Genomic DNA, 17,345 nt, shown 5'->3' with positions numbered 1-17,345 from the left:
TCGACCGTGACTCAGTAGCCGAGAAGGCCTGCCACGCGTTCGCGCAGGCTCTCCGGCGTCACAGCCTCGACACGCACCGGTTCGCCCACGTTCAGCCCCACGCGACTGAACACGCCACGGCGGAACGGTTTGACCATGGCGGTGGGTTCGCCGCCCGCCAGTTCAACGCGGCTGAAGTACGAGCCCCACAAGTTGGTGAGCGCCATGGGGATGACGCTGACCGACACGCCGTCGGCCTGGGCCTGCGCAAGGATCTTGGCGATGCCGCCTTTGAAGGGTTGCAGGGTGCCGTCGCGGGTGATGCCACCTTCGGGAAAGATGCCGAGCAGGTCACCTTCGCGCAGCACCTGGGCAGCGGCGGCGAACGCGGCCTCGTAGGCGGCGGGGTCTTCTTTCTGTGGTGCCACGGGGATGGCCTTGGCCAGTTTGAACAACCCGCCGAGCACCGGCACCTTGAAGATGCGGTGATCCATGAGGAAGCGGATAGGGCGCGGGCTCGCGGCCATCAACAGCACCGCGTCGACAAAGCTCACGTGGTTGCAGGCGAGCACGGCGGCGCCTTCGGTGGGGATGTTCAGGTCGCCCTTCACGTCGAACCGGTAGACGAAGCGCGACGCGATCCAGGCCACGAAGCGCAGCAGGTACTCGGGCACCAGCATGAAGATGTAGAACGCGACCACGGCGTTGGCCAGGCCCACCAGCAAGAAGAGTTGCGGGATGCTGACGCCGGCGCCGAGCAGCGCGCCCGCGAGCACGGAGCTGCCGATCATGAACAGCGCGTTGAGGATGTTGTTGGCCGCGATGATGCGGGCGCGGTGCGTGGGCTGGCTGCGCATCTGGATCAGCGCGTACATAGGCACGCTGTAGATGCCGGCAAACAGCGAGAGCAACGCCAGGTCGACCAGCACGCGCCAGTGCGCGGCCTCGGCCATGAACTGGCCGAGCGTGAGCGCGATGGTGGACGGCGGCAGGCTATGGGAAGCGAAATACAGGTCGATGGAAAACACACTCATGCCGATGGCACCGAGCGGTACCAGGCCGATCTCCACATGGCGGCGGCTCAGCATTTCGCACAGCAGCGCACCGATGCCGATACCAATGGAAAACACCACCAGCAGCAGCGAGGCCACCTGCTCGTTGCCGTGCAGCACGTCGCGCGCGAAGCTGGGGAACTGGCTCAGGAACACGGCGCCGAAGAACCACATCCAGCTGATGCCCAGCAGGGATCGGAAGACGACGGTGTTGCCGTGGGCGAGCTTGAGGTTGCGCCAGGTCTCGGTGACCGGGTTCCAGTTGATCTGGAGTTGCGGGTCGGTGGCGGGCGACACGGGCACAGCCTGCGCCAGCGCGCGGCCGATCACGGCGAGCAGCAGGCAGGCGACGGCGACGTAGGTCGGGCCCACCAGCGGCATGGCGATGAGCAGGCCACCGGCCACGTTGCCGAGCAGGATGGCCACAAACGTGCCCATCTCGACCATGCCGTTGCCGCCAGTGAGCTCGCGCTCGCTCAGGTGCTGAGGCAGGTAGGCGAACTTCACCGGGCCAAACAGCGTGCTGTGCAGACCCATGAGGAACACGCAGCCCAGCAGCACCGGCACGTTCTGCTGCATGAAGCCCCAGCCGGCCAGCAGCATGATGGCGATTTCGAGGTTCTTCACGAAACGGATCAGCACCTCCTTGGGGTACTTGTCGGCCAGCTGGCCGCTGGTGGCCGAGAAGATCAGGTACGGGAAGATGAACAGCGCGCCGATCACCAGCCCCGCCATGGCCGGCGGCAGCCAGCTCACCTGCAGCTGGTAGGTGACGAGCACGGTGAAGGCGAACTTGAAGACGTTGTCGTTGCCGGCGCCGAAAAACTGCACCCAGAAGAAGGGGCCGAAACGGCGCTGCGTGAGCAGGGCGAACTGGCTGCCATCGTGGGCGCTGGGGCTGACGTGGCCGGTGCTCGCCGTGGGGACCCCGGCGGACGTGGTGGCTGGGCTGCTCATGCGGATCTCCTCCAGATGTCTTGTGATCATTGTTCCGAGGGCACCGCGCCGCGGCCCGTTGCCCGCGCATTCTGCCGCATCGCCCGCAGCACCGGCCAGGCCGCCAGACCGGCCACCAGATGCTTGAGGCTGTGGCCCGACACCACATTACCGGTGGCGTGGAACACGGCTTCGTCGCCCAGCTCCAGCAGCTTGGCCAGCGCATAGAGGGCGATCAGCACGCCGAGGCGCACCCCCAAGGCGCCGGCCCTGGGTTTGTGCAGGGCGAGCCAGGCCATGAGCGCCATGCCGCCGAACTGCACCACGGCCCAGGGCAACACATTGCCATGGGTGAGCGGCATCGCCGCCGAGAGCAGCGCCACCACCAGCGTGAGGCGCATCACACACGCCGCGGGCTTCTGCCCCACGCGCTCGGCCACCGCCAGCGCCAGCGCACCGGCGAAGGTGACCGCCATGCCCATGCGGTCGAGCACCAGGCCGTGGGCATCGGGGGCCCAGTGGTACCAGGCCGAGCCGAAGCACGTGGCCAACAGACCGCCGAAGAACACGGCCAGGGCCAGCCGGGTGCCCGGCGCCCACGGGCCACCACGCAGCAGCACCCACCCGCCCAGCAGACCCGCAACCCCCATCGCCAGGTTGGTCCAGACGTCCATGAAGTTGGGTACGCCCCAGAGGCTTCGGGCGTCCACGAACGGATGGCCGTGGGCATGCAGCGCAGCGTGGCCGTGGGCGTTGAGCGCCAGGCCGCTGTGCGCCAGCCAGGCCGGTCCGGCGATCACGGCCAGCAGCCAGAGCACCAGCAGCGCGGTGCCCAGGGACACCAGCCGCTGCCCGATCGGTGACAGGGGCATGGATCGCAGCACACACAGGCTGGTGGGTCGGTGGGTGACAGATCGGGCGGACGAGGACATATCGGCACTCCGGTGGCGCATGGGCCGGTGAAATACAGGGACAAAGGGCGGGACCGGGGCGCAGTGTCTGACCGGCCAGCGTCCAAACGGGTCAACTTCCGATACAGTGCTCCCACTTCCAACCCAAGGTATCGATATCCGATACCCATGAGCGCCGCGCCAAGCCAGCCCGCGCCGCAACGCACAGCACGAAGGCATTTCCCATGAGCACCACCCAGGACCTGGTCACCGCGCTGAAGAAGGAACTCAAGACCGCGCAGATGACCTACGCCGACCTGGCGCGGGCCATGGGCATGGCGGAATCGAGCGTGAAGCGCATGCTGGCCAAGGGCGACATGTCGCTCTCGCGCGTGGACGAGATCTGCCGCGCGCTCAAGCTGGACTTCGCCGATCTCGCGCGCCGCGTGGCCGACGCCCAGCCGCTGCTGCGCGAGATGACGGCCGAACAGGAGCGCGCCGTGGTGGCCGACAAGAAGCTGCTGCTGGTGGCGATCTGCGTGCTCAGCCAGTGGACGCTGGAACAGATCACGGCGGCCTACCGGCTCAGCGAGGCCGAGTGCGTGACCTGCCTGGTGCAGCTCGACCGCATCGGCATCATCGAGCTGCGCCCGCTCAACCGCTACCGCCTCAAGCTCGCCAAGACCTTTCGCTGGCGGCCGCACGGTCCGGTGATGAACTACTTCCGCGACCACGCCCTGCTGGACTATTTCGCCGGCGGCTTTGACGGCTCGGGCGAGGGCCTGCTGCTGGTGCACGGCTCGATCAGCCGCGCACTCGCGCCGATCTTCGTGGAGCGGCTGCAGCGCGTGGCGCAGGACTTTGCCCAGCAGCACCAGACCGACCAGAAGCTGGCCGAGAAGGACCGCGGGGGCTATACGCTGGTGCTGGCGATGCGCGGCTGGGAGTTTGAAGCCTTCGGCAGGTTGAGGCGGTGATGGTTTCCCCACAGACGCGCTGCCGCCAGCGCTGGCATGATGTCGGGCCTTGCCCCAACGTGGGCCCACTTCTTTTCCTGCTCCGCACGCCTCCATGAACGCACCCGCCAACGACACGCCCGACCACACCGCTGCGGCACCCGCTGAAGCCAGCGCCCCTGAGCCCACCGGCGCCGCACCACCCCGGCAGCGTCCGAAAGCACCCGGTGCTGGACCAGTTGGCCACGCTCTACCCCGCGCTGTTTGGCGAGACGCTGCTGCCGCTCAAGCGCGGCATCTTCGAAGACCTGCTGGCGGCCCACCCGGAGGCGCTGGACAAAGACAGTCTCAAGGCCGCGCTGGCGCTGCACGCGCGCTCGACCCGCTACCTGACGGTGGTGGCCTCGGGCCTGCAGCGTCACAACCTGGCCGGTGAGCCGGTGGAAAGCCTGACGCCCGAACAGGTGCACCACGCGCTGATCGAGGTGTTCCGCCGCCGCGGCGCGCGCAGCCGCGAAGACCTGCGCCCCAAGCTGCGCCAGCGCATCCTGCAGGCCTATGAAGCCTCGGGCCTGCCGCGCGACGCATACGCCGAGCGCGTGCGCGGGCGTGACGATGAAGTGAACCAGCTCACCCACGACGCGCTGACCGTTGCCGCAACGCGCGAAGCGCGCGAAGAAGCCCTGCTGCGCGCCTTCGATGCCAGCGGGAAGACGCTCAACGAGTTCGCCGATATGTACGGCCTGCACGTGCTCGACGCCAACCGCACGCTGGAGCGCGCACGGGCCCGGCTGAGCCGCCCGGCCACCCCGGCGGCCCCGACAAACCCCGAGACCACGGTCGACGCGCCCGCCACCGAGCCCGCAGCCGAACCCGGCGCCCCCTCCCCCGCCCCATGAACCCGGCCCCGCCCGCCACCGCCACCGAATCGCCCTACGCGTGGTTCCGGCTCGTGGTGTCGCTGGCGTTGATGACGCTGGGCGGCGCGGGCATGTATTCGGTCACGGTGGTGCTGCCACGCATCCAGGCCGACTTTGACGTCGCGCGCGGCGACGCCTCGCTGCCCTACACGCTGACCATGGTGGGCTTTGGCCTGGGCGGCATCCTCATGGGCCGCCTGTCCGACCGCTTCGGCGTGATGGTGCCGGTGCTGGGCGGCGCGGTGGGGCTGGGCCTGGGTTTCATCGCCGCGGGCGCGGCCCAGAGCCTGTGGCAGTTCAGCCTGGCGCAGGGCATCCTGATCGGCCTGCTGGGCACCTCGGCCACGTTTGCGCCGCTGGTGGCCGACACCTCGCGCTGGTTCACGCGCCGCCGTGGCATCGCACTGGCGATCTGCATGAGCGGCAACTACCTGGCCGGCGCCGTCTGGCCGCCGGTGATCCAGCATTTCATCGACAACGGCGGCTGGCGCCAGGCCTACACCGGCATTGGCATGTTCTGCCTGCTGGTGATGCTGCCGCTGGCGCTGGTGCTGCGGCGACGCCCGCCGGACATGCCCGCACCGCAGGCGGCCACCGCCACGCAACCCGGCGCACCCCCGCACGGCGAACGACCGCTCGGGCTCTCGCCCGGCACGCTGCAGGCCCTGCTGTGCGTGGCGGGTGTTTCGTGCTGCGTGGCGATGTCGATGCCGCAGGTGCACATCGTGGCCTACTGCACCGACCTGGGTTTTGGCGCGGCGCGCGGTGCGGAGATGCTCTCGGTCATGTTGGGCATGGGTATCGCCAGCCGGCTGATCTCGGGCTGGATCTCGGACCGCATCGGCGGCCTGCGCACCCTGCTGCTGGGCTCGGTGCTGCAGGGCGTGGCGCTGCTGATGTTCCTGCCCTTCGACGGCCTGGTGCCGCTGTACCTGATCTCGGGCCTGTTCGGCCTGTTCCAGGGCGGCATCGTGCCGAGCTACGCGCTGATCGTGCGCGAACACTTCTCGCCCGCCCAGGCCGGCGCGCGCGTGGGCACGGTGCTGATGGCCACGCTGTTCGGCATGGCACTGGGCGGCTGGATGTCGGGCGCGATCTTCGACCTGACCGGCTCTTATCAGGCCGCGTTCCTCAACGGCATCGGCTTCAACCTGCTCAACATCGGCATCGTGCTGTTCCTGCTGAAGCGGGCCCGCGGCCCCGGCGCCGGCCACGCCCAGGCCGTGCCCGCCTGAAGCGCTTGCTTCAGGTCGGCATGGTGAATACGGTCAGCACGCCGGTGTAGCCGTAGAGCCGGTGGTGCGCGATCTCGCCGCCGGCAAAAAATCCGACCAGGGGCACATCGCCCAGCGCACGCCGCACGATCTGCAGTTCGGCGCTCGGGCTGCCAAAGTGCGGCCCTCCGCGGCCGGCGCAGCTCACGTACACCGCGCCCGCGATGCGCCGCGCGGGTTGTGGTGCGGCATCGGCCTCCGGGGTTTCCAGCGCCGTGGCCAAGGGCAGGCTGAGCTCTTCGGGCTCCAGCTCCTCGCGTACCTCGGCGCACACCCGGATCAGGTCGGCGCGCGCCGCCTGCACGTTGCGCTCGCAAAACGCCAGCCGGCTGCCCACCGGCGCCACGTCGGCAATCGCCACGCCGCGCCGCCCCGGGTCCAGGCCGATGATGTGGCGCACCGTGACTTCGGGGCCGAACTGGCCGCGCCGCTGCGGTGATCGCACACCGGCCTCGGCGATCGGCGGCGTGAGGCCCACGAGCGTGGCGCGCAGGCGCGGCATGGCCGCTTCAGGCTGTTCGAGCGAAATGCCGAGTTCGCGCAGCAGCACGTCCAGCGCGGGCTCGTGGTCCAGCGAGAGCACCAGGTTGCCATCGGCGGCCGTCACCGTGCGTTCGCGGTCCACCGGCTGGGCCCCCTGCGTGACGCGAGAGATCAGGTCCACGCCCGGGCCGAAGGCCACGCCGCTCAGGCCACCATGAAACACGCCGCTGGCTGCACCGTGACCCTGCAGGGTGCCCGCACTGCTGAACGCGAACTGCACGCTGTCGCTGCGGCTGCCCACCAGACCACCAAACAGGTAGCCGCTGGTGGTGCGGTCGGCCATCTCGGTGATCAGTTCGGCGAGATCGGGGGTGTGGCTGTCGGCGTGCACCAGCGCGGTGTGGGCCTCGAAACCATCCACCCCGGCCGCGCGCCCACTGGCCGCCAACGGCGCCACGCCGCTGAACACGCGGTACTGGTCGGGGCTGAGGTCGCACAACATGACGGCCAGCGCCGGCTCGTCAAAGTATTCGACGTTGTTGGCCGCGATGCCCACCCCCACCGTGCCGGCCCAGTCGGTCACTTCGGGCAGTTCGGCGCTGAGGTGTTCAAGGATGGCTTCGGCCTCGCTGGCGTAGTGGTCGGTGATGTAGAGCAGTGCCAGCGAAGGCGCCCGCGCGGCGCCCGGCAAGGCGAGCTGCGCACGCAACTGGGCGAGCACCAGCGCAGCGGCCATGCGCCACTGGGGATGGGTGGCGTGGGCGTAGGGAAACGGTTTCATGGTCATACGACCTCGGCAGGGCCAGAGGGTTCAGCGCAGCGTCAGCGCCGGCCGGTGCTTCTCGCCGACTTGCCGGCAGCGGGTTTGCGCGTGCCCGTCTTGCGGGCCGGTGTCTTGGCTTTGGCCTTGGGTGCAGCTGCAGCTTTGGGCGCTGCGGCCGGCTTTTCGGTGAGCTGCTGGAGCCCGCTCAGCGGGAAAAAGGCGGTTGGCATGGGCCAGTTGCCGGTGGCCAGCGGCTGGGCCGGGTTGGCGCGGGGCGCAGCGGCCTTGCCCATGCCGGCCGCGGTGCCCACATTGCGGGCCACGGTTTCGGTCAGGCCGCGCGTGACCTTGCCGGCCACGCCGGTGGCGGTTTTCACGGCCTGCTCGGTCAGGCCGCTGGCCACCTGGCGGGTGGTGTCGAGCGCGGTCTGCTTCGCCACATCCTTCATGGCGTTGGTGGCGATGTGCTGGAACTGCTGCGAGAGCGCACCCCACCACTGCATCGGGTCGACCACGCCGCCGGCGGGCGCAGCGGGTTGAGCGGCGGCGGGCTGCGTTCGGGTCTTGCGCGAGCGGGACACCGGCGGCGGCGCGGGTTCTTCGTCTTCCTCGTCTTCGATGTCCTCGTCGATCTCTGCTTCGTCCTCTTCCGCCTCGGCGTCATCGTCCTCAGCCGCCGGTGGGGTCGGTGTGCCGTAGGTGCGGGGCGGGATCTCCAGACCGGCGAACTGGGTGTGCGCGGGCACTGCCGCGGGGGCGCCTCCGGTGAAACTGGCCATGGTGTCGGCCGCCTTGATCTTCAGCGCGTTGGCCACGTCACCCAGGCTGAAGTTCATGTTCTTCAGCGTTGCCAGGGTCATCTTCTGCACCTCCAGCGCCTGGATGGTGGCGGCGAGCGCCTTGCTGTTCTGGTCGAGCCAGAAGTGCACCGCCTTGAGCTCCTCGATGCGTTTTTCGAGGTCTTCCACGTTGAAGGTGGGCGCCACCCAGTTGCCCAGGTTGGGCATCTGCGGGATGCTGTTGCCAAGACCCTGCGCCACACCACCGGCGGCCTGCCCCGCGAGGTTTTGCAGGAACTCGAAACCCGGAACGAATTTGCCAAAACCGCTGCCCGATGTGTCGCTCATGGGTGTCTCCTGTTGAGTGTCTGGGTGGCGTGCACGCCGGTTCAGCTGTCCACGCCGTAGCGTGGGGCGCGGCGTTCCCGCAAGGATGCCACACCTTCGCGCACATCGGGTCCGGCAAAACCCATGAATTCGAGGGCCAGCGAGGTGTCGAACGCCGGGCCGGCCTGGCGCAGCCAGTTGTTGAGCGAGTACTTGGTCCAGCGGATCGCGGTCTGGCTGCCCGAGGCCAGGCGATCGGCCACTTCATAGGCCTTGTCGAGCAAGGCGTCGTCGTCCACCGCGAGCGACACGAGTCCGATGCGCTCGGCCTCTTCGCCGCTGATGGGCTCACACAGCATCAGGTAGTACTTGGCCTTGGCCAGACCGCAGAGCAACGGCCAGACGATGGCCGCATGATCCCCGGCGGCCACGCCCAGGCGGGTGTGACCGTCGACGATCTTCGCGGACTTCGCGGCGATGGAGATGTCGGCCAGCAGGCCGGCGACCAGGCCCGCGCCCACGGCCGGACCGTGCATGGCGGAGACGATGGGCTTGTCGCAGTTGATGACGTTGTAGACCAGGTCGCGGGCCTCTTTCCAGACCCGCGTTCGCACCTCGAAGTCGGTCGCCATGTCCTGCACCAGGGCCAGATCACCGCCGCCCGAAAAACCCAGGCCGCTGCCGCGCAGCACGGCGCAGCGCACGCTGTCGTCGCGCCCCACGTCGCGCCAGATCTCGCTCAGTTCCCAATGGCCTTCGTGGCCCGCGGTGGGCAGCTTGCCGTTGCCGCCGGGTCCGTCAGCGCGCATCTGGATGTCGAGCACCGAGGGCACGCCGTCGACGGGCGGACCGCGGCGGGTGATGGCCAGGGTCTGGTAGCGGCTGTAGTCCACAGGTGTCATGGGAGTCTCCTTGAATGGGGGTGTTGCCCGCCGAAAAACCGGGCCAGTGTCCGGTCGATTCTGCCCCGTTTGCCCCACCAAACCGCCATCGATTGCGCCGTGTTTACCCGGGGGATTGACCGGCTCGCCCTCTTGCGGCCAAGGTCGATTGACGTGCGTCAAAACCCGTACCGGCGAGCAGGCGCAAGATGGGTTTAGGGGGTTGGGAGATTCTTCCGGAAACCCCCTCTCAAAAATCCAGAGGAGTCAGCATGAGCCAGAACATTTCCGACACCTATGCCAGCCAGCTGCAGCAGATGCGCACCGAGGTGCTGGCCCAGTTGCGCGCCCAGCGGGGCGGCAGGGTCGGCCGCGCCGAATCGGCCGCCGAAGCGCGCGAGTCCGCGAGCGACGACAGGGCCACCGCCGAGACCGAGCGAGACCTGGCCTTCGGGCTGGAAGAGCGCGAGTCCGCCGAGCTGGTGGCCATTGACGACGCACTCAAACGCATCGCCGACGGCAGCTACGGCCTGTGCATCGACTGCGGCGTTGCCATCGCCGCCGCGCGGCTGCACGCCAACCCGACCGCATTGCGATGCGTCGCCTGCCAGGAGAAGGCCGAGCAGGCCTGACACCCACCGCACCGACCCCACGACCCTTTCACTTTTTTCCGGAGGTTTTCCCATGCCCACTTTTCACGCTGTCGTCTGGATGGATCGCCGCGAGGCCCATGTGTTGATGTTCGATCGTGAACATGTCGAGTCCGAGAGCATCAAGTCCCGCTCGCACCACAAAGCCACCGGTGGCCATGTGGGTTCGCACCAGCTGATGCACGGTCGCGGCCCCGCGGCCGGTGGCAGCCACTCCCCCGAAGGCGGGCACGACTCGGCCGACGAAAATTTCTACCACGAGGTCGCACAGGCGCTCCAGGGCGTGCGCGAAATTCTGGTCGCCGGCCCGGCACAGGCCAAGGACGAGTTCCGCGCGCATTGCCAACGCCACGACAAAGACATCGCCAGCGCCATCGTCGATGTGGTTTCCGCTGACCACCCCTCTGACCGCCAGTTGGTGGCCATGGCGCGCCAGTATTTCCTGAAGCACGACCTGAACGCCGGCGACCCCACGCAGCGCTGAGCCCGACGCCAGCGTTTGCACGGCATATTCGCGGGGGGTTTGCTATCCTGCCGGGATGCCGACCCACAGCCACCAGACCCTTCCCGCGCGCAGCCTGTTCCACCTCGCGTTCCACGTCACCGACCTGGACGAAGCCCGCCGCTTCTATGGCGGTGTGCTCGGCTGCGCCGAAGGACGCAGCACCGACACCTGGGTGGATTTTGATTTTTTCAGCCACCAGATTTCGTTGCACCTGGGCGAACCCTTCAAGACCACGCGCACCGGCCGCGTCGGCGACCACCTGGTGCCCATGCCGCACTTCGGTCTGGTGTTGCTGCTGCCCGATTGGCAAGCACTGGCGCGCCGGCTGGAAGCGGCGGGCCTGGATTTCGTGCTCAAGCCCCAGTTGCGCTACGAAGGCCAGCCCGGTGAGCAATGGACCATGTTCTTCTGCGACCCGTTTGGCAACCCGATCGAGGTCAAGGGCTTTGCTTCACTGGACCAGCTGTACGCGAGCTGAGCGGGTGCGCGGTCCGGGCGTCGGACCGACCAACGGTGCGTTTGGCCGTCCAGGCGATGCCTCTGGGCCGTCCCCCAGCCGCTAGCATCGGAAACCCTCGCGTACCACGGCCACGCCGCCCATCCCGGCCCTCCACTTCCAGGCAAACAGCGACGACATGACGACCACCGCAAACACACCCTCCGGTCTCTCACGACGCGCTTTCAGCGGTCTCATCGCTGGCGCCGCCGTGCTGGGCGCGCCCACCCTGCGAGCCCAGTCGGGCAACCGCGTGGTGCTGGGCCAGTCGGCCGCCTTCACCGGGGCCGCCGCCCAGCTGGGCATCCAGTTCCATGCCGGCGCCAAGCTGTTTTTCGAACAGCTCAATGCGAAGGGCGGCGTGAACCAGACGCAGATCGAGCTGCGCCAGCTCGACGACGGCTACGAACCCGCTCGCTGCGTGGAGAACACCCGCAAGCTGCTGGACGATGAGGTGTTTGCCCTCTTTGGCTACATTGGCACACCCACCAGCCTGGTGGCGCTGCCCCTCGCCACCCAGGCGCAGACACCGTTCTTCGCCCCTTTCACCGGCGCCATGGGACTGCGCCAGCCGTTCAACCGCATGGCCTTTCACATGCGCGCCTCGTACAACGACGAGACGGCACTGATCGTGCGCCAGCTCACCAACCTGGGTCTGAAGAAGATCGCCGTGTTCCACCAGAACGACGCCTACGGCAAGGCCGGTCTGGACGGCGTGACGCTGGCCCTGGGTGCGCAAGGCCTCAAGCCGGTGGCCACGGCCACGGTGGAGCGCAACACGGTCGACGTGGCCGAAGCGGTGAAGACCATCAACGCGGCCCAGCCCGATGCGGTGGTGCAGATCAGCGCCTACGCCTCGTGCGCCGCCTACATCCGGGCGGCGCGCAAGGCGGGCTACGGCGGCACTTTCTTCAACGTGTCGTTCGTGGGCACGCAGGCGCTGGCCGATGAGCTGGGCAAGGAAGGCGCCGGCGTGGTGGTTTCGCAGGTGGTGCCTTCGCCCTACAAGGCCTCGAGCGCCGTGACGCGCGAGTTCCTGGCGCTGATCGCGCAGGGTGGCAACAAGGTGCAACCCAACTTCTCCAGCATGGAGGGGTTCATGGCCGCCAAGCTGTTCGCCGAGGGCATGCGCCGCGCCAGCGGCCGGCCGACCCGCGACGGCCTGATCAGCGGGCTGGAGAGCATCCGCAACTACGCCATGGGCGGCTTCGACGTGTCCTTCAGCGGCAGCAACCACGTGGCCTCGAAGTTCGTCGAGCTGTCCATGCTCACCGGCGACGGGCGCGTGCGGACCTGAGAAGCTGAGCCGCCGCGCCAGACCGTTTCAGACCTCCAGCGGCGCGATCTTCTGGTCGATGGCGCCGAAGATGCTCTGGCCGTCCTTGCCCTTCATCTCGATGCGGATGGTGTCGCCGAACTTCATGAACTCGGTCGACGGCTTGCCGTCCAGAATGGTCTCGATGCAGCGCTTTTCGGCGATGCAGCTGTAGCCCTTGGGCCAGTCCTTCTTGCCGTCGACTTCGATGCCCTTGTTGCTGACGGTGCCGCTGCCCACGATGGAGCCGGCGCGCACGTTGCGGGTCTTGCCGATGTGGGCGATGAGCTGGCCGAAATGGAAGGTCATTTCCGGGCCGGCGTCGCACATGCCGACCTTGCGGCCGTTCCAGGTGCTCTGCAGCGTCAGGTTGACACGGCCACCCTGCCAGGCGTCGCCCAGCTCATCGGGCGTCACGGCCACGGGGCTGAAGGCGCTGGCGGGCTTGCTCTGGAAGAAGCCGAAGCCTTTGGCAAGTTCGTTCGGAATCAGGTTGCGCAGCGACACGTCGTTCACCAGCATCAGCAGGCGCACGCCGTCGAGCGCCTGCTCGGGTGTGCAACCCATGGGCACGTCGCCGGTGACGACGGCGATCTCGGCCTCGAAGTCGATGCCGAAGTCTTCGCTGGGCACCACCACGTCGTCGCAGGGGCCGATGAAATCGTCGCTGCCGCCCTGGTACATCAGCGGGTCGCTGTAAAAGGTGGACGGCACTTCGCTGTGGCGGGCGGCGCGCACCAGCTCCACATGGTTCAGGTAAGCCGAGCCGTCGGCCCACTGGTAGGCGCGCGGCAGCGGCGCCATGCACAGCGCCGGATCAAACGGAAAAGCGTGGCGCGCCTTGCCCTGGTTGAGGGTGACGTAGAGGTCGTGCAGCTGGGGCGCATGGAAGTTCCAGTCGTCCAGTGCCTGCTGCAGCTTGTGGGCGATGCCCGTCGCATAATGGGCGGTCGAGAGGTCGCGCGAGACCACCACCAGTTGTCCGTCGCGCGAGCCGTCTTTGTAAGTGGCGAGTTTCATGCAAGTCTCCTGCTGTCGCTGGGCGTTGAAGGGTTCGGTTTTACCCGGTTCGGCGCCTGAGGCGCACCCGGTTGATGCATCGGAAATTACGAATAGTGAAATCAGTTAACCTATCCGTAAAAATCGGATTCTAGACCAAAGCCCCGATCCCGGTGCTGGCCCGCCTCAAAAAGACCCACAGGCCGCCGGCTGACCGCCACCCGATCCCGCTGCCCACACACCATGCCCGCCGCGAAAAACCCGATCAAGCAAACCAGCCCCGCCAGCCCGTCGACCGTACCCGATGCCGACCACGCTGAAAACGGCGACCCCCGGGCGGGTATCCAGTCGGTGGAAGTGGGTTTCGAGTTGCTCAGCGCCCTGTCCGATGCGCCCGGGGCGCTGATGTTGCGCGACCTGGCCGCCGCCGCCGGCATGAGCGCCGCCAAGGCGCACCGCTACCTCGTGAGCTTCCAGCGCATGGGCCTGGTGATGCAGGACCCGGTGAGCACGCGTTACGACCTCGGCCCCGCCGCGCTGCGGCTGGGTCTGGCCAGTCTCTCGCGCATCGACGCCGTGAAGCTGGCGCGCGAACGCCTGCCCCAGCTGCTGGCCGAAACCGGCCACACACTGGCGATCGCCGTGTGGGGCAACCAGGGGCCGACCATGGTGCACTGGCTGGAAGCGCCGCAAACCGTGCCGGTGACGCTGCGCCTGGGCGACGTGATGCCGCTGCTGACGTCGGCCACCGGCCGCTGCTTCGCGACCTTCACAGGCCCGGAAGGGCGCGACGGCCAGCGCATCGCGCCCATGATCCGCGACGAACTCGCGCGCATGAAAAAACTGCCGCCCACCGGCCTGCCGCTGGTGGACGTGCCGCAGAACCAGCACGACGTGCAGGCCGTGCTGGCCGAAACCCGCCAGCACGGCCTGGGCCGCGTGGTGCACAGCCTGCTGCCCGGTGTGGGCGGTTTCTGCGCCCCGGTGTTCGACGCCCAGGGACGCCTGGCCATGGGTCTGGTGGTGCTGGGCTCGGTGGCCACGCTGGACACCCGCTGGGACAGCGCGCCGGCCGCTGCGCTCCTGCGCTGTGCACGCCAGCTCAGCGCCGACCTCGGCCACCGCCTGGCCGCCTGAACCCCGATGGCCCGACCCGCCATGCGCTCCGCAGAAGCCGCACCACGCTGGCCCGTTCTGCTGGCCCTGACCGGTCTGGTGCTGGCCCTGCACCTGCTGCTGCTCACCGACGGGTTGCCGATCTGGTGGAACAACAAGGCAGCGCCACAACCCACCACGCCGGGCTTGTCCGCCCCGCCCGAGGCTTCGACCGAAGTCGCCGCAGCAACGCCCGTCCCTGACACGGTGTTGCCGGTGACCAGCAGCACGGTGCGCTGGATCGTGCCCAAGCCGCCGGCGCCGGAACCGCCGCCTCCACCGGTGAAGAAGAAAAAGGCGCCACCCGCCCCACCGCCCGAAACCGTGGTTGAGCCGGAGCCCGCGCCCGCCACCCCCCTGGAACCGGCCGTGACCGAGGCGCTGCCCGAAGACAGCCCCGTGGTCAGCGAAACGCCCGAGGCGGTGGCTACCGTGGAGGCGCCGCCGCCGCCCGTCGACGTGCCACCCGCCCCGGACGCCATCCCGCAGGCGCCATCCGCGCCCGCCCTGCCACTGCCCACGGCCCCCGGCCCCCGGGTTTCGACCGCCCACCTGCCCGCCGACGGCCAGCTGGACTACCAGGTGAAGGGTCAATACAAGGGCCTGAACTACAACGCGTCGGGGGAGCTGACCTGGCATTTCGAGGCGCAGCGCTACGAGGCGCAATCGACCGTGAAGGCCTTTCTGCTTGGCAGCCGGGTCCACACCAGCGTCGGCCGCATCACGCCGCAAGGTCTGGCCCCTGAGCGCTTTGGCGACCGCAGCCGCACGGAAAAAGCGGCGCATTTTGACTACGAGGCCCAGCGCATCCGGTACAGCCGGAACTCGGCAGACGCCGCCTTGCTGCCGGGCACCCAGGACCAGCTGTCGGTCAGCCTGCAGCTGGCGCTGATGCTGCATGCCCAGCCTTCGACCTACGTCGAGGGCCAGGTGTTGAGTCTGCCGGTGAGCAACGCCAGCTACACCGAAGACTGGAAGTTCCAGATCGGTCCGCTGACCGAGCTGGAACTTCCCGCCGGCACCGTGACGGCCCGCCTGCTCACCCGCTCACCCCGGCGCGAGTTCGACAAGACGCTGCAGGTGTGGCTCGCGCCAGCTTTGGGCTACCTGCCGGTGCGCCTGTGCATCACGGAACACAACGGCGATTTCGTGGACCAGCTGCTGGATACGCTGCCAGCGATGGCGCAACCCACCGTTCAGGCCCAGTGATTCCGCCCGGCTGGCCGGGTCCTGCCCGGCTTAAAGGCCGAACTGTGCCGAAAAACACACGCATATTGAATCTTCGCGATCCGTGCCCATCTAATTCTGTAACCAGCCTGCAGTTGGTTCGCCAATTGCCGATATAAGGTTCATAGGAACACCAGTTTCACTTTTAGAAGGACTTTTCAGTCATGCACATGCTCTACGACTCGGATGCCTTTGCCGTGGTTCACATCCTGGCCAACGCCACGGAAGAAGGTGAAGCACCGTCACTGGATGGTCCACAGATCCCGCGCCACGGTTTTGAAATCGTGGACAAACGCTCGGGCAAAGAGGTTTACCTCGACGGCTCCTGGGCAGAAATGTTCCAGATCCAGATCACCGCCTGGCAGCAGAACACCCCCTCGCAAGAAGAGGTGGAAGACACGCTGGAAGGTTACGCCGAACTGGCCCAGATGCCGGTGGTCATGCACTGAACAGGCCCGACCTGCCTCCCTATGAAAGCCGGCACTTGTGTCGGCTTTTTCACGACCGGACCCGATTCCTGGGAGCGTGCGCCCGGCAACACCCTCCATCGGCGCGACCACCCGCGTAAACTGAAAGACAGGAGGCTTCCCCATGAAGAAACAAGCTGGCGCCCGCTGGATCCCCGTCTTCGGTCTGATGGCGCTGATGGCTTGGCCGGGTGCCCATGCGGAAGATGGCGTGGGTCCGCAGCAACTGCTGATCGGACAGAGCATCACCCTGCAGGGCGGCAAGAACGACTACGGCACCGCGGTGCTGGACGGTGTCGAAACCTACCTTTCGCTGGTCAACAAACAGGGGGGTGTGGCGGGCCGCAAGGTGGTGGTGAAGGTGCTGGACGACGACAACAAATCGGCCCAGGCCGAAGCCAATGCGCGTCAGCTGATCACCCAGGACAAGGTCTTCCTCGTGTTCGGCTCCATCGAAGGCGGCCCGTCCACCGCGGTGATGAAAGCCACCACCGAACTCAAGGTGCCGTTTTTCGGCCCCATGGCGGGTTCGCCCACCCTGCGCACGCCACACCAGCCGCTGGTCTTTCCGGTGCGGGCCGAACACAAGGAAGAATTCCGCGCCTTGCTGCAGCACGCCAAGAGCCTGGGCATGCAGCGTGTGGCGTTCCTGCGCTCGGACTCGGAAACCGGCCAGCAACACCTGGACAACGTGCGCCTGCTCAGCCAGCCCCTGGGGCTGGAGGTGGTGGCCGACCTGGCCTTCAAGTCGGACATCGACGACGCCGGCATCGACGCGCTGGTGAAACAGCTCGGCAACAGCAAAGCGCAGGTGGTGTTCAACCACGGCGGCATTGGCGTCTATGAAAAACTCATCCGCAAAGCGGAGTCCCGGAACCTGAGCCTGCAGTTCTACGGTGTCAACTCCGGCTCAACCCAGCTGGCCGGGCACCTGGGTGAGCTGGGACACGGCATGATCTTCGCCCAGGTGATGCCCAGCCCGTGGGAACGCAAATCCGCGCTCACCCGGGCTTACCAGGATGCCTTCAAGGCCCACAAACCGGGCAAGGCTTTCTCTTACGGCAGCCTGGAGGGTTACATGACGGCCCGGGCCCTGGTCGAAGCGCTGCAGCGTGCCGGCCCCAACCCCACGCGGGCGAGTTTTGTGGCCGGCCTGAAAAACGCCGACCTGCAGATCGAGGGCCAGAAGGTGAGCTACCGCGATGGCGCCCACACCGGCCTGTCGCTGGTGGACCTGGCCATCGTCACGCGCCAGGGGCAGTTCCGCCACTGAAAGGCGACACCCCCCGCG

General features: G+C 67.7%; 17 protein-coding genes. 11 read left to right on the top strand and 6 right to left on the bottom strand.

The annotated features are described in order from the left end of the window. Positions 1-11 precede the first annotated feature (11 nt). Both F3K02_RS19340 and F3K02_RS19335 read right to left on the bottom strand, forming a co-directional pair. The gene (locus F3K02_RS19340; RefSeq protein ID WP_177137247.1) at positions 12-1,988 is read right to left on the bottom strand and encodes an MFS transporter; all 1,977 of its coding nucleotides are present in this window, start codon (positions 1,986-1,988) and stop codon (positions 12-14) included. A gap of 26 nt (positions 1,989-2,014) precedes the next feature. Further along, on the bottom strand, positions 2,015-2,839 hold the full coding sequence (locus F3K02_RS19335) for a hypothetical protein (RefSeq protein ID WP_177137555.1): 825 nt from the start codon (positions 2,837-2,839) through the stop codon (positions 2,015-2,017). 263 nt (positions 2,840-3,102) lie between these two features. Here F3K02_RS19335 and F3K02_RS19330 point away from each other — a divergent pair, with 263 nt between their 5' ends. The 3 genes from F3K02_RS19330 (at position 3,103) to F3K02_RS19320 (ending at position 5,968) form a co-directional block, all read left to right on the top strand. Continuing rightward, the gene (locus F3K02_RS19330) at positions 3,103-3,834 is read left to right on the top strand and encodes a helix-turn-helix domain-containing protein (protein ID WP_177137246.1); all 732 of its coding nucleotides are present in this window, start codon (positions 3,103-3,105) and stop codon (positions 3,832-3,834) included. A 206-nt stretch (positions 3,835-4,040) separates the two neighbouring features. Continuing rightward, positions 4,041-4,712: a ProQ/FinO family protein gene (locus F3K02_RS19325; RefSeq protein WP_425485625.1), complete on the top strand. Its 672-nt coding sequence runs from the start codon at positions 4,041-4,043 to the stop codon at positions 4,710-4,712. Beyond that, the gene (locus F3K02_RS19320) at positions 4,709-5,968 is read left to right on the top strand and encodes an MFS transporter (protein ID WP_177137245.1); all 1,260 of its coding nucleotides are present in this window, start codon (positions 4,709-4,711) and stop codon (positions 5,966-5,968) included. The genes F3K02_RS19325 and F3K02_RS19320 overlap by 4 nt, the downstream gene beginning before the upstream one ends. 10 nt (positions 5,969-5,978) lie before the next feature. Here F3K02_RS19320 and F3K02_RS19315 read toward each other — a convergent pair whose 3' ends face one another. Genes F3K02_RS19315 through F3K02_RS19305 form a run of 3 tightly spaced genes read right to left on the bottom strand, consistent with a single transcriptional unit; the run spans position 5,979 to position 9,261 of the window. Continuing rightward, positions 5,979-7,271, bottom strand: coding sequence for an FIST signal transduction protein (locus F3K02_RS19315; protein ID WP_177137244.1), 1,293 nt, complete (start codon positions 7,269-7,271; stop codon positions 5,979-5,981). A 41-nt stretch (positions 7,272-7,312) separates the two neighbouring features. Next, on the bottom strand, positions 7,313-8,380 hold the full coding sequence (locus tag F3K02_RS19310) for a PhaM family polyhydroxyalkanoate granule multifunctional regulatory protein (protein WP_177137243.1): 1,068 nt from the start codon (positions 8,378-8,380) through the stop codon (positions 7,313-7,315). 41 nt (positions 8,381-8,421) lie between these two features. Continuing rightward, entirely contained in the window at positions 8,422-9,261 is an 840-nt protein-coding gene (locus tag F3K02_RS19305; protein ID WP_218179497.1) for an enoyl-CoA hydratase/isomerase family protein, read from the bottom strand. Between the two features lie 251 nt (positions 9,262-9,512). On the opposite strand from F3K02_RS19305, the gene F3K02_RS19300 reads away from it, so the two are divergent. From F3K02_RS19300 to F3K02_RS19285, 4 genes are all read left to right on the top strand, one after another. After that, positions 9,513-9,872, top strand: a complete 360-nt coding sequence (locus tag F3K02_RS19300; RefSeq protein WP_177137242.1) for a TraR/DksA family transcriptional regulator — start codon at positions 9,513-9,515, stop codon at positions 9,870-9,872. Positions 9,873-9,924: 52 nt separating this feature from the next. Further along, positions 9,925-10,374: a hypothetical protein gene (locus F3K02_RS19295; protein WP_177137241.1), complete on the top strand. Its 450-nt coding sequence runs from the start codon at positions 9,925-9,927 to the stop codon at positions 10,372-10,374. A gap of 55 nt (positions 10,375-10,429) precedes the next feature. After that, positions 10,430-10,873 carry a VOC family protein gene (locus tag F3K02_RS19290; RefSeq protein ID WP_177137240.1) on the top strand — a complete coding sequence of 148 codons (444 nt, stop codon included), beginning with the start codon at positions 10,430-10,432 and terminating at the stop codon, positions 10,871-10,873. 157 nt (positions 10,874-11,030) lie between these two features. Next, on the top strand, positions 11,031-12,188 hold the full coding sequence (locus F3K02_RS19285; protein ID WP_177137239.1) for an ABC transporter substrate-binding protein: 1,158 nt from the start codon (positions 11,031-11,033) through the stop codon (positions 12,186-12,188). Positions 12,189-12,215: 27 nt separating this feature from the next. Here the strand turns inward: F3K02_RS19285 and F3K02_RS19280 are convergent, their stop codons facing one another. Then, positions 12,216-13,226, bottom strand: coding sequence for a fumarylacetoacetate hydrolase family protein (locus F3K02_RS19280; protein ID WP_177137238.1), 1,011 nt, complete (start codon positions 13,224-13,226; stop codon positions 12,216-12,218). 222 nt (positions 13,227-13,448) lie between these two features. Between F3K02_RS19280 and F3K02_RS19275 the strand changes: the two genes are divergently transcribed. The 4 genes from F3K02_RS19275 (at position 13,449) to F3K02_RS19260 (ending at position 17,327) form a co-directional block, all read left to right on the top strand. Continuing rightward, the gene (locus F3K02_RS19275) at positions 13,449-14,342 is read left to right on the top strand and encodes an IclR family transcriptional regulator (protein ID WP_177137237.1); all 894 of its coding nucleotides are present in this window, start codon (positions 13,449-13,451) and stop codon (positions 14,340-14,342) included. A gap of 21 nt (positions 14,343-14,363) precedes the next feature. Beyond that, positions 14,364-15,569, top strand: a complete 1,206-nt coding sequence (locus F3K02_RS19270; protein ID WP_177137236.1) for a DUF3108 domain-containing protein — start codon at positions 14,364-14,366, stop codon at positions 15,567-15,569. Positions 15,570-15,751: 182 nt separating this feature from the next. Beyond that, positions 15,752-16,036 (top strand): BTH_I0359 family protein, encoded by a 285-nt coding sequence (locus F3K02_RS19265; protein WP_177137235.1) that lies wholly within the window; start codon positions 15,752-15,754, stop codon positions 16,034-16,036. A gap of 142 nt (positions 16,037-16,178) precedes the next feature. Next, a complete protein-coding gene (locus tag F3K02_RS19260; RefSeq protein ID WP_177137234.1) occupies positions 16,179-17,327 on the top strand; it encodes an ABC transporter substrate-binding protein in 1,149 nt (382 codons plus the stop codon). Positions 17,328-17,345 lie beyond the last annotated feature (18 nt).

Source organism: Hydrogenophaga aromaticivorans (assembly GCF_013387465.1).
GTDB lineage: Bacteria > Pseudomonadota > Gammaproteobacteria > Burkholderiales > Burkholderiaceae_C > Hydrogenophaga > Hydrogenophaga aromaticivorans.
This window is presented reverse-complemented; position numbering and strand designations above follow the sequence as displayed.

What these genes read in the sequence shown, in the direction of transcription:
- F3K02_RS19340 (WP_177137247.1), bottom strand. Translation starts at nt 1,988, where the DNA reads ATGAGCAGCCCAGCCACCACGTCCGCCGGGGTCCCCACGGCGAGCACC.
- F3K02_RS19335 (WP_177137555.1), bottom strand. Translation starts at nt 2,839, where the DNA reads ATGCCCCTGTCACCGATCGGGCAGCGGCTGGTGTCCCTGGGCACCGCG.
- F3K02_RS19330 (WP_177137246.1), top strand. Translation starts at nt 3,103, where the DNA reads ATGAGCACCACCCAGGACCTGGTCACCGCGCTGAAGAAGGAACTCAAG.
- F3K02_RS19320 (WP_177137245.1), top strand. Translation starts at nt 4,709, where the DNA reads ATGAACCCGGCCCCGCCCGCCACCGCCACCGAATCGCCCTACGCGTGG.
- F3K02_RS19315 (WP_177137244.1), bottom strand. Translation starts at nt 7,271, where the DNA reads ATGAAACCGTTTCCCTACGCCCACGCCACCCATCCCCAGTGGCGCATG.
- F3K02_RS19310 (WP_177137243.1), bottom strand. Translation starts at nt 8,380, where the DNA reads ATGAGCGACACATCGGGCAGCGGTTTTGGCAAATTCGTTCCGGGTTTC.
- F3K02_RS19305 (WP_218179497.1), bottom strand. Translation starts at nt 9,261, where the DNA reads ATGACACCTGTGGACTACAGCCGCTACCAGACCCTGGCCATCACCCGC.
- F3K02_RS19300 (WP_177137242.1), top strand. Translation starts at nt 9,513, where the DNA reads ATGAGCCAGAACATTTCCGACACCTATGCCAGCCAGCTGCAGCAGATG.
- F3K02_RS19295 (WP_177137241.1), top strand. Translation starts at nt 9,925, where the DNA reads ATGCCCACTTTTCACGCTGTCGTCTGGATGGATCGCCGCGAGGCCCAT.
- F3K02_RS19290 (WP_177137240.1), top strand. Translation starts at nt 10,430, where the DNA reads ATGCCGACCCACAGCCACCAGACCCTTCCCGCGCGCAGCCTGTTCCAC.
- F3K02_RS19285 (WP_177137239.1), top strand. Translation starts at nt 11,031, where the DNA reads ATGACGACCACCGCAAACACACCCTCCGGTCTCTCACGACGCGCTTTC.
- F3K02_RS19280 (WP_177137238.1), bottom strand. Translation starts at nt 13,226, where the DNA reads ATGAAACTCGCCACTTACAAAGACGGCTCGCGCGACGGACAACTGGTG.
- F3K02_RS19275 (WP_177137237.1), top strand. Translation starts at nt 13,449, where the DNA reads ATGCCCGCCGCGAAAAACCCGATCAAGCAAACCAGCCCCGCCAGCCCG.
- F3K02_RS19270 (WP_177137236.1), top strand. Translation starts at nt 14,364, where the DNA reads ATGCGCTCCGCAGAAGCCGCACCACGCTGGCCCGTTCTGCTGGCCCTG.
- F3K02_RS19265 (WP_177137235.1), top strand. Translation starts at nt 15,752, where the DNA reads ATGCACATGCTCTACGACTCGGATGCCTTTGCCGTGGTTCACATCCTG.
- F3K02_RS19260 (WP_177137234.1), top strand. Translation starts at nt 16,179, where the DNA reads ATGAAGAAACAAGCTGGCGCCCGCTGGATCCCCGTCTTCGGTCTGATG.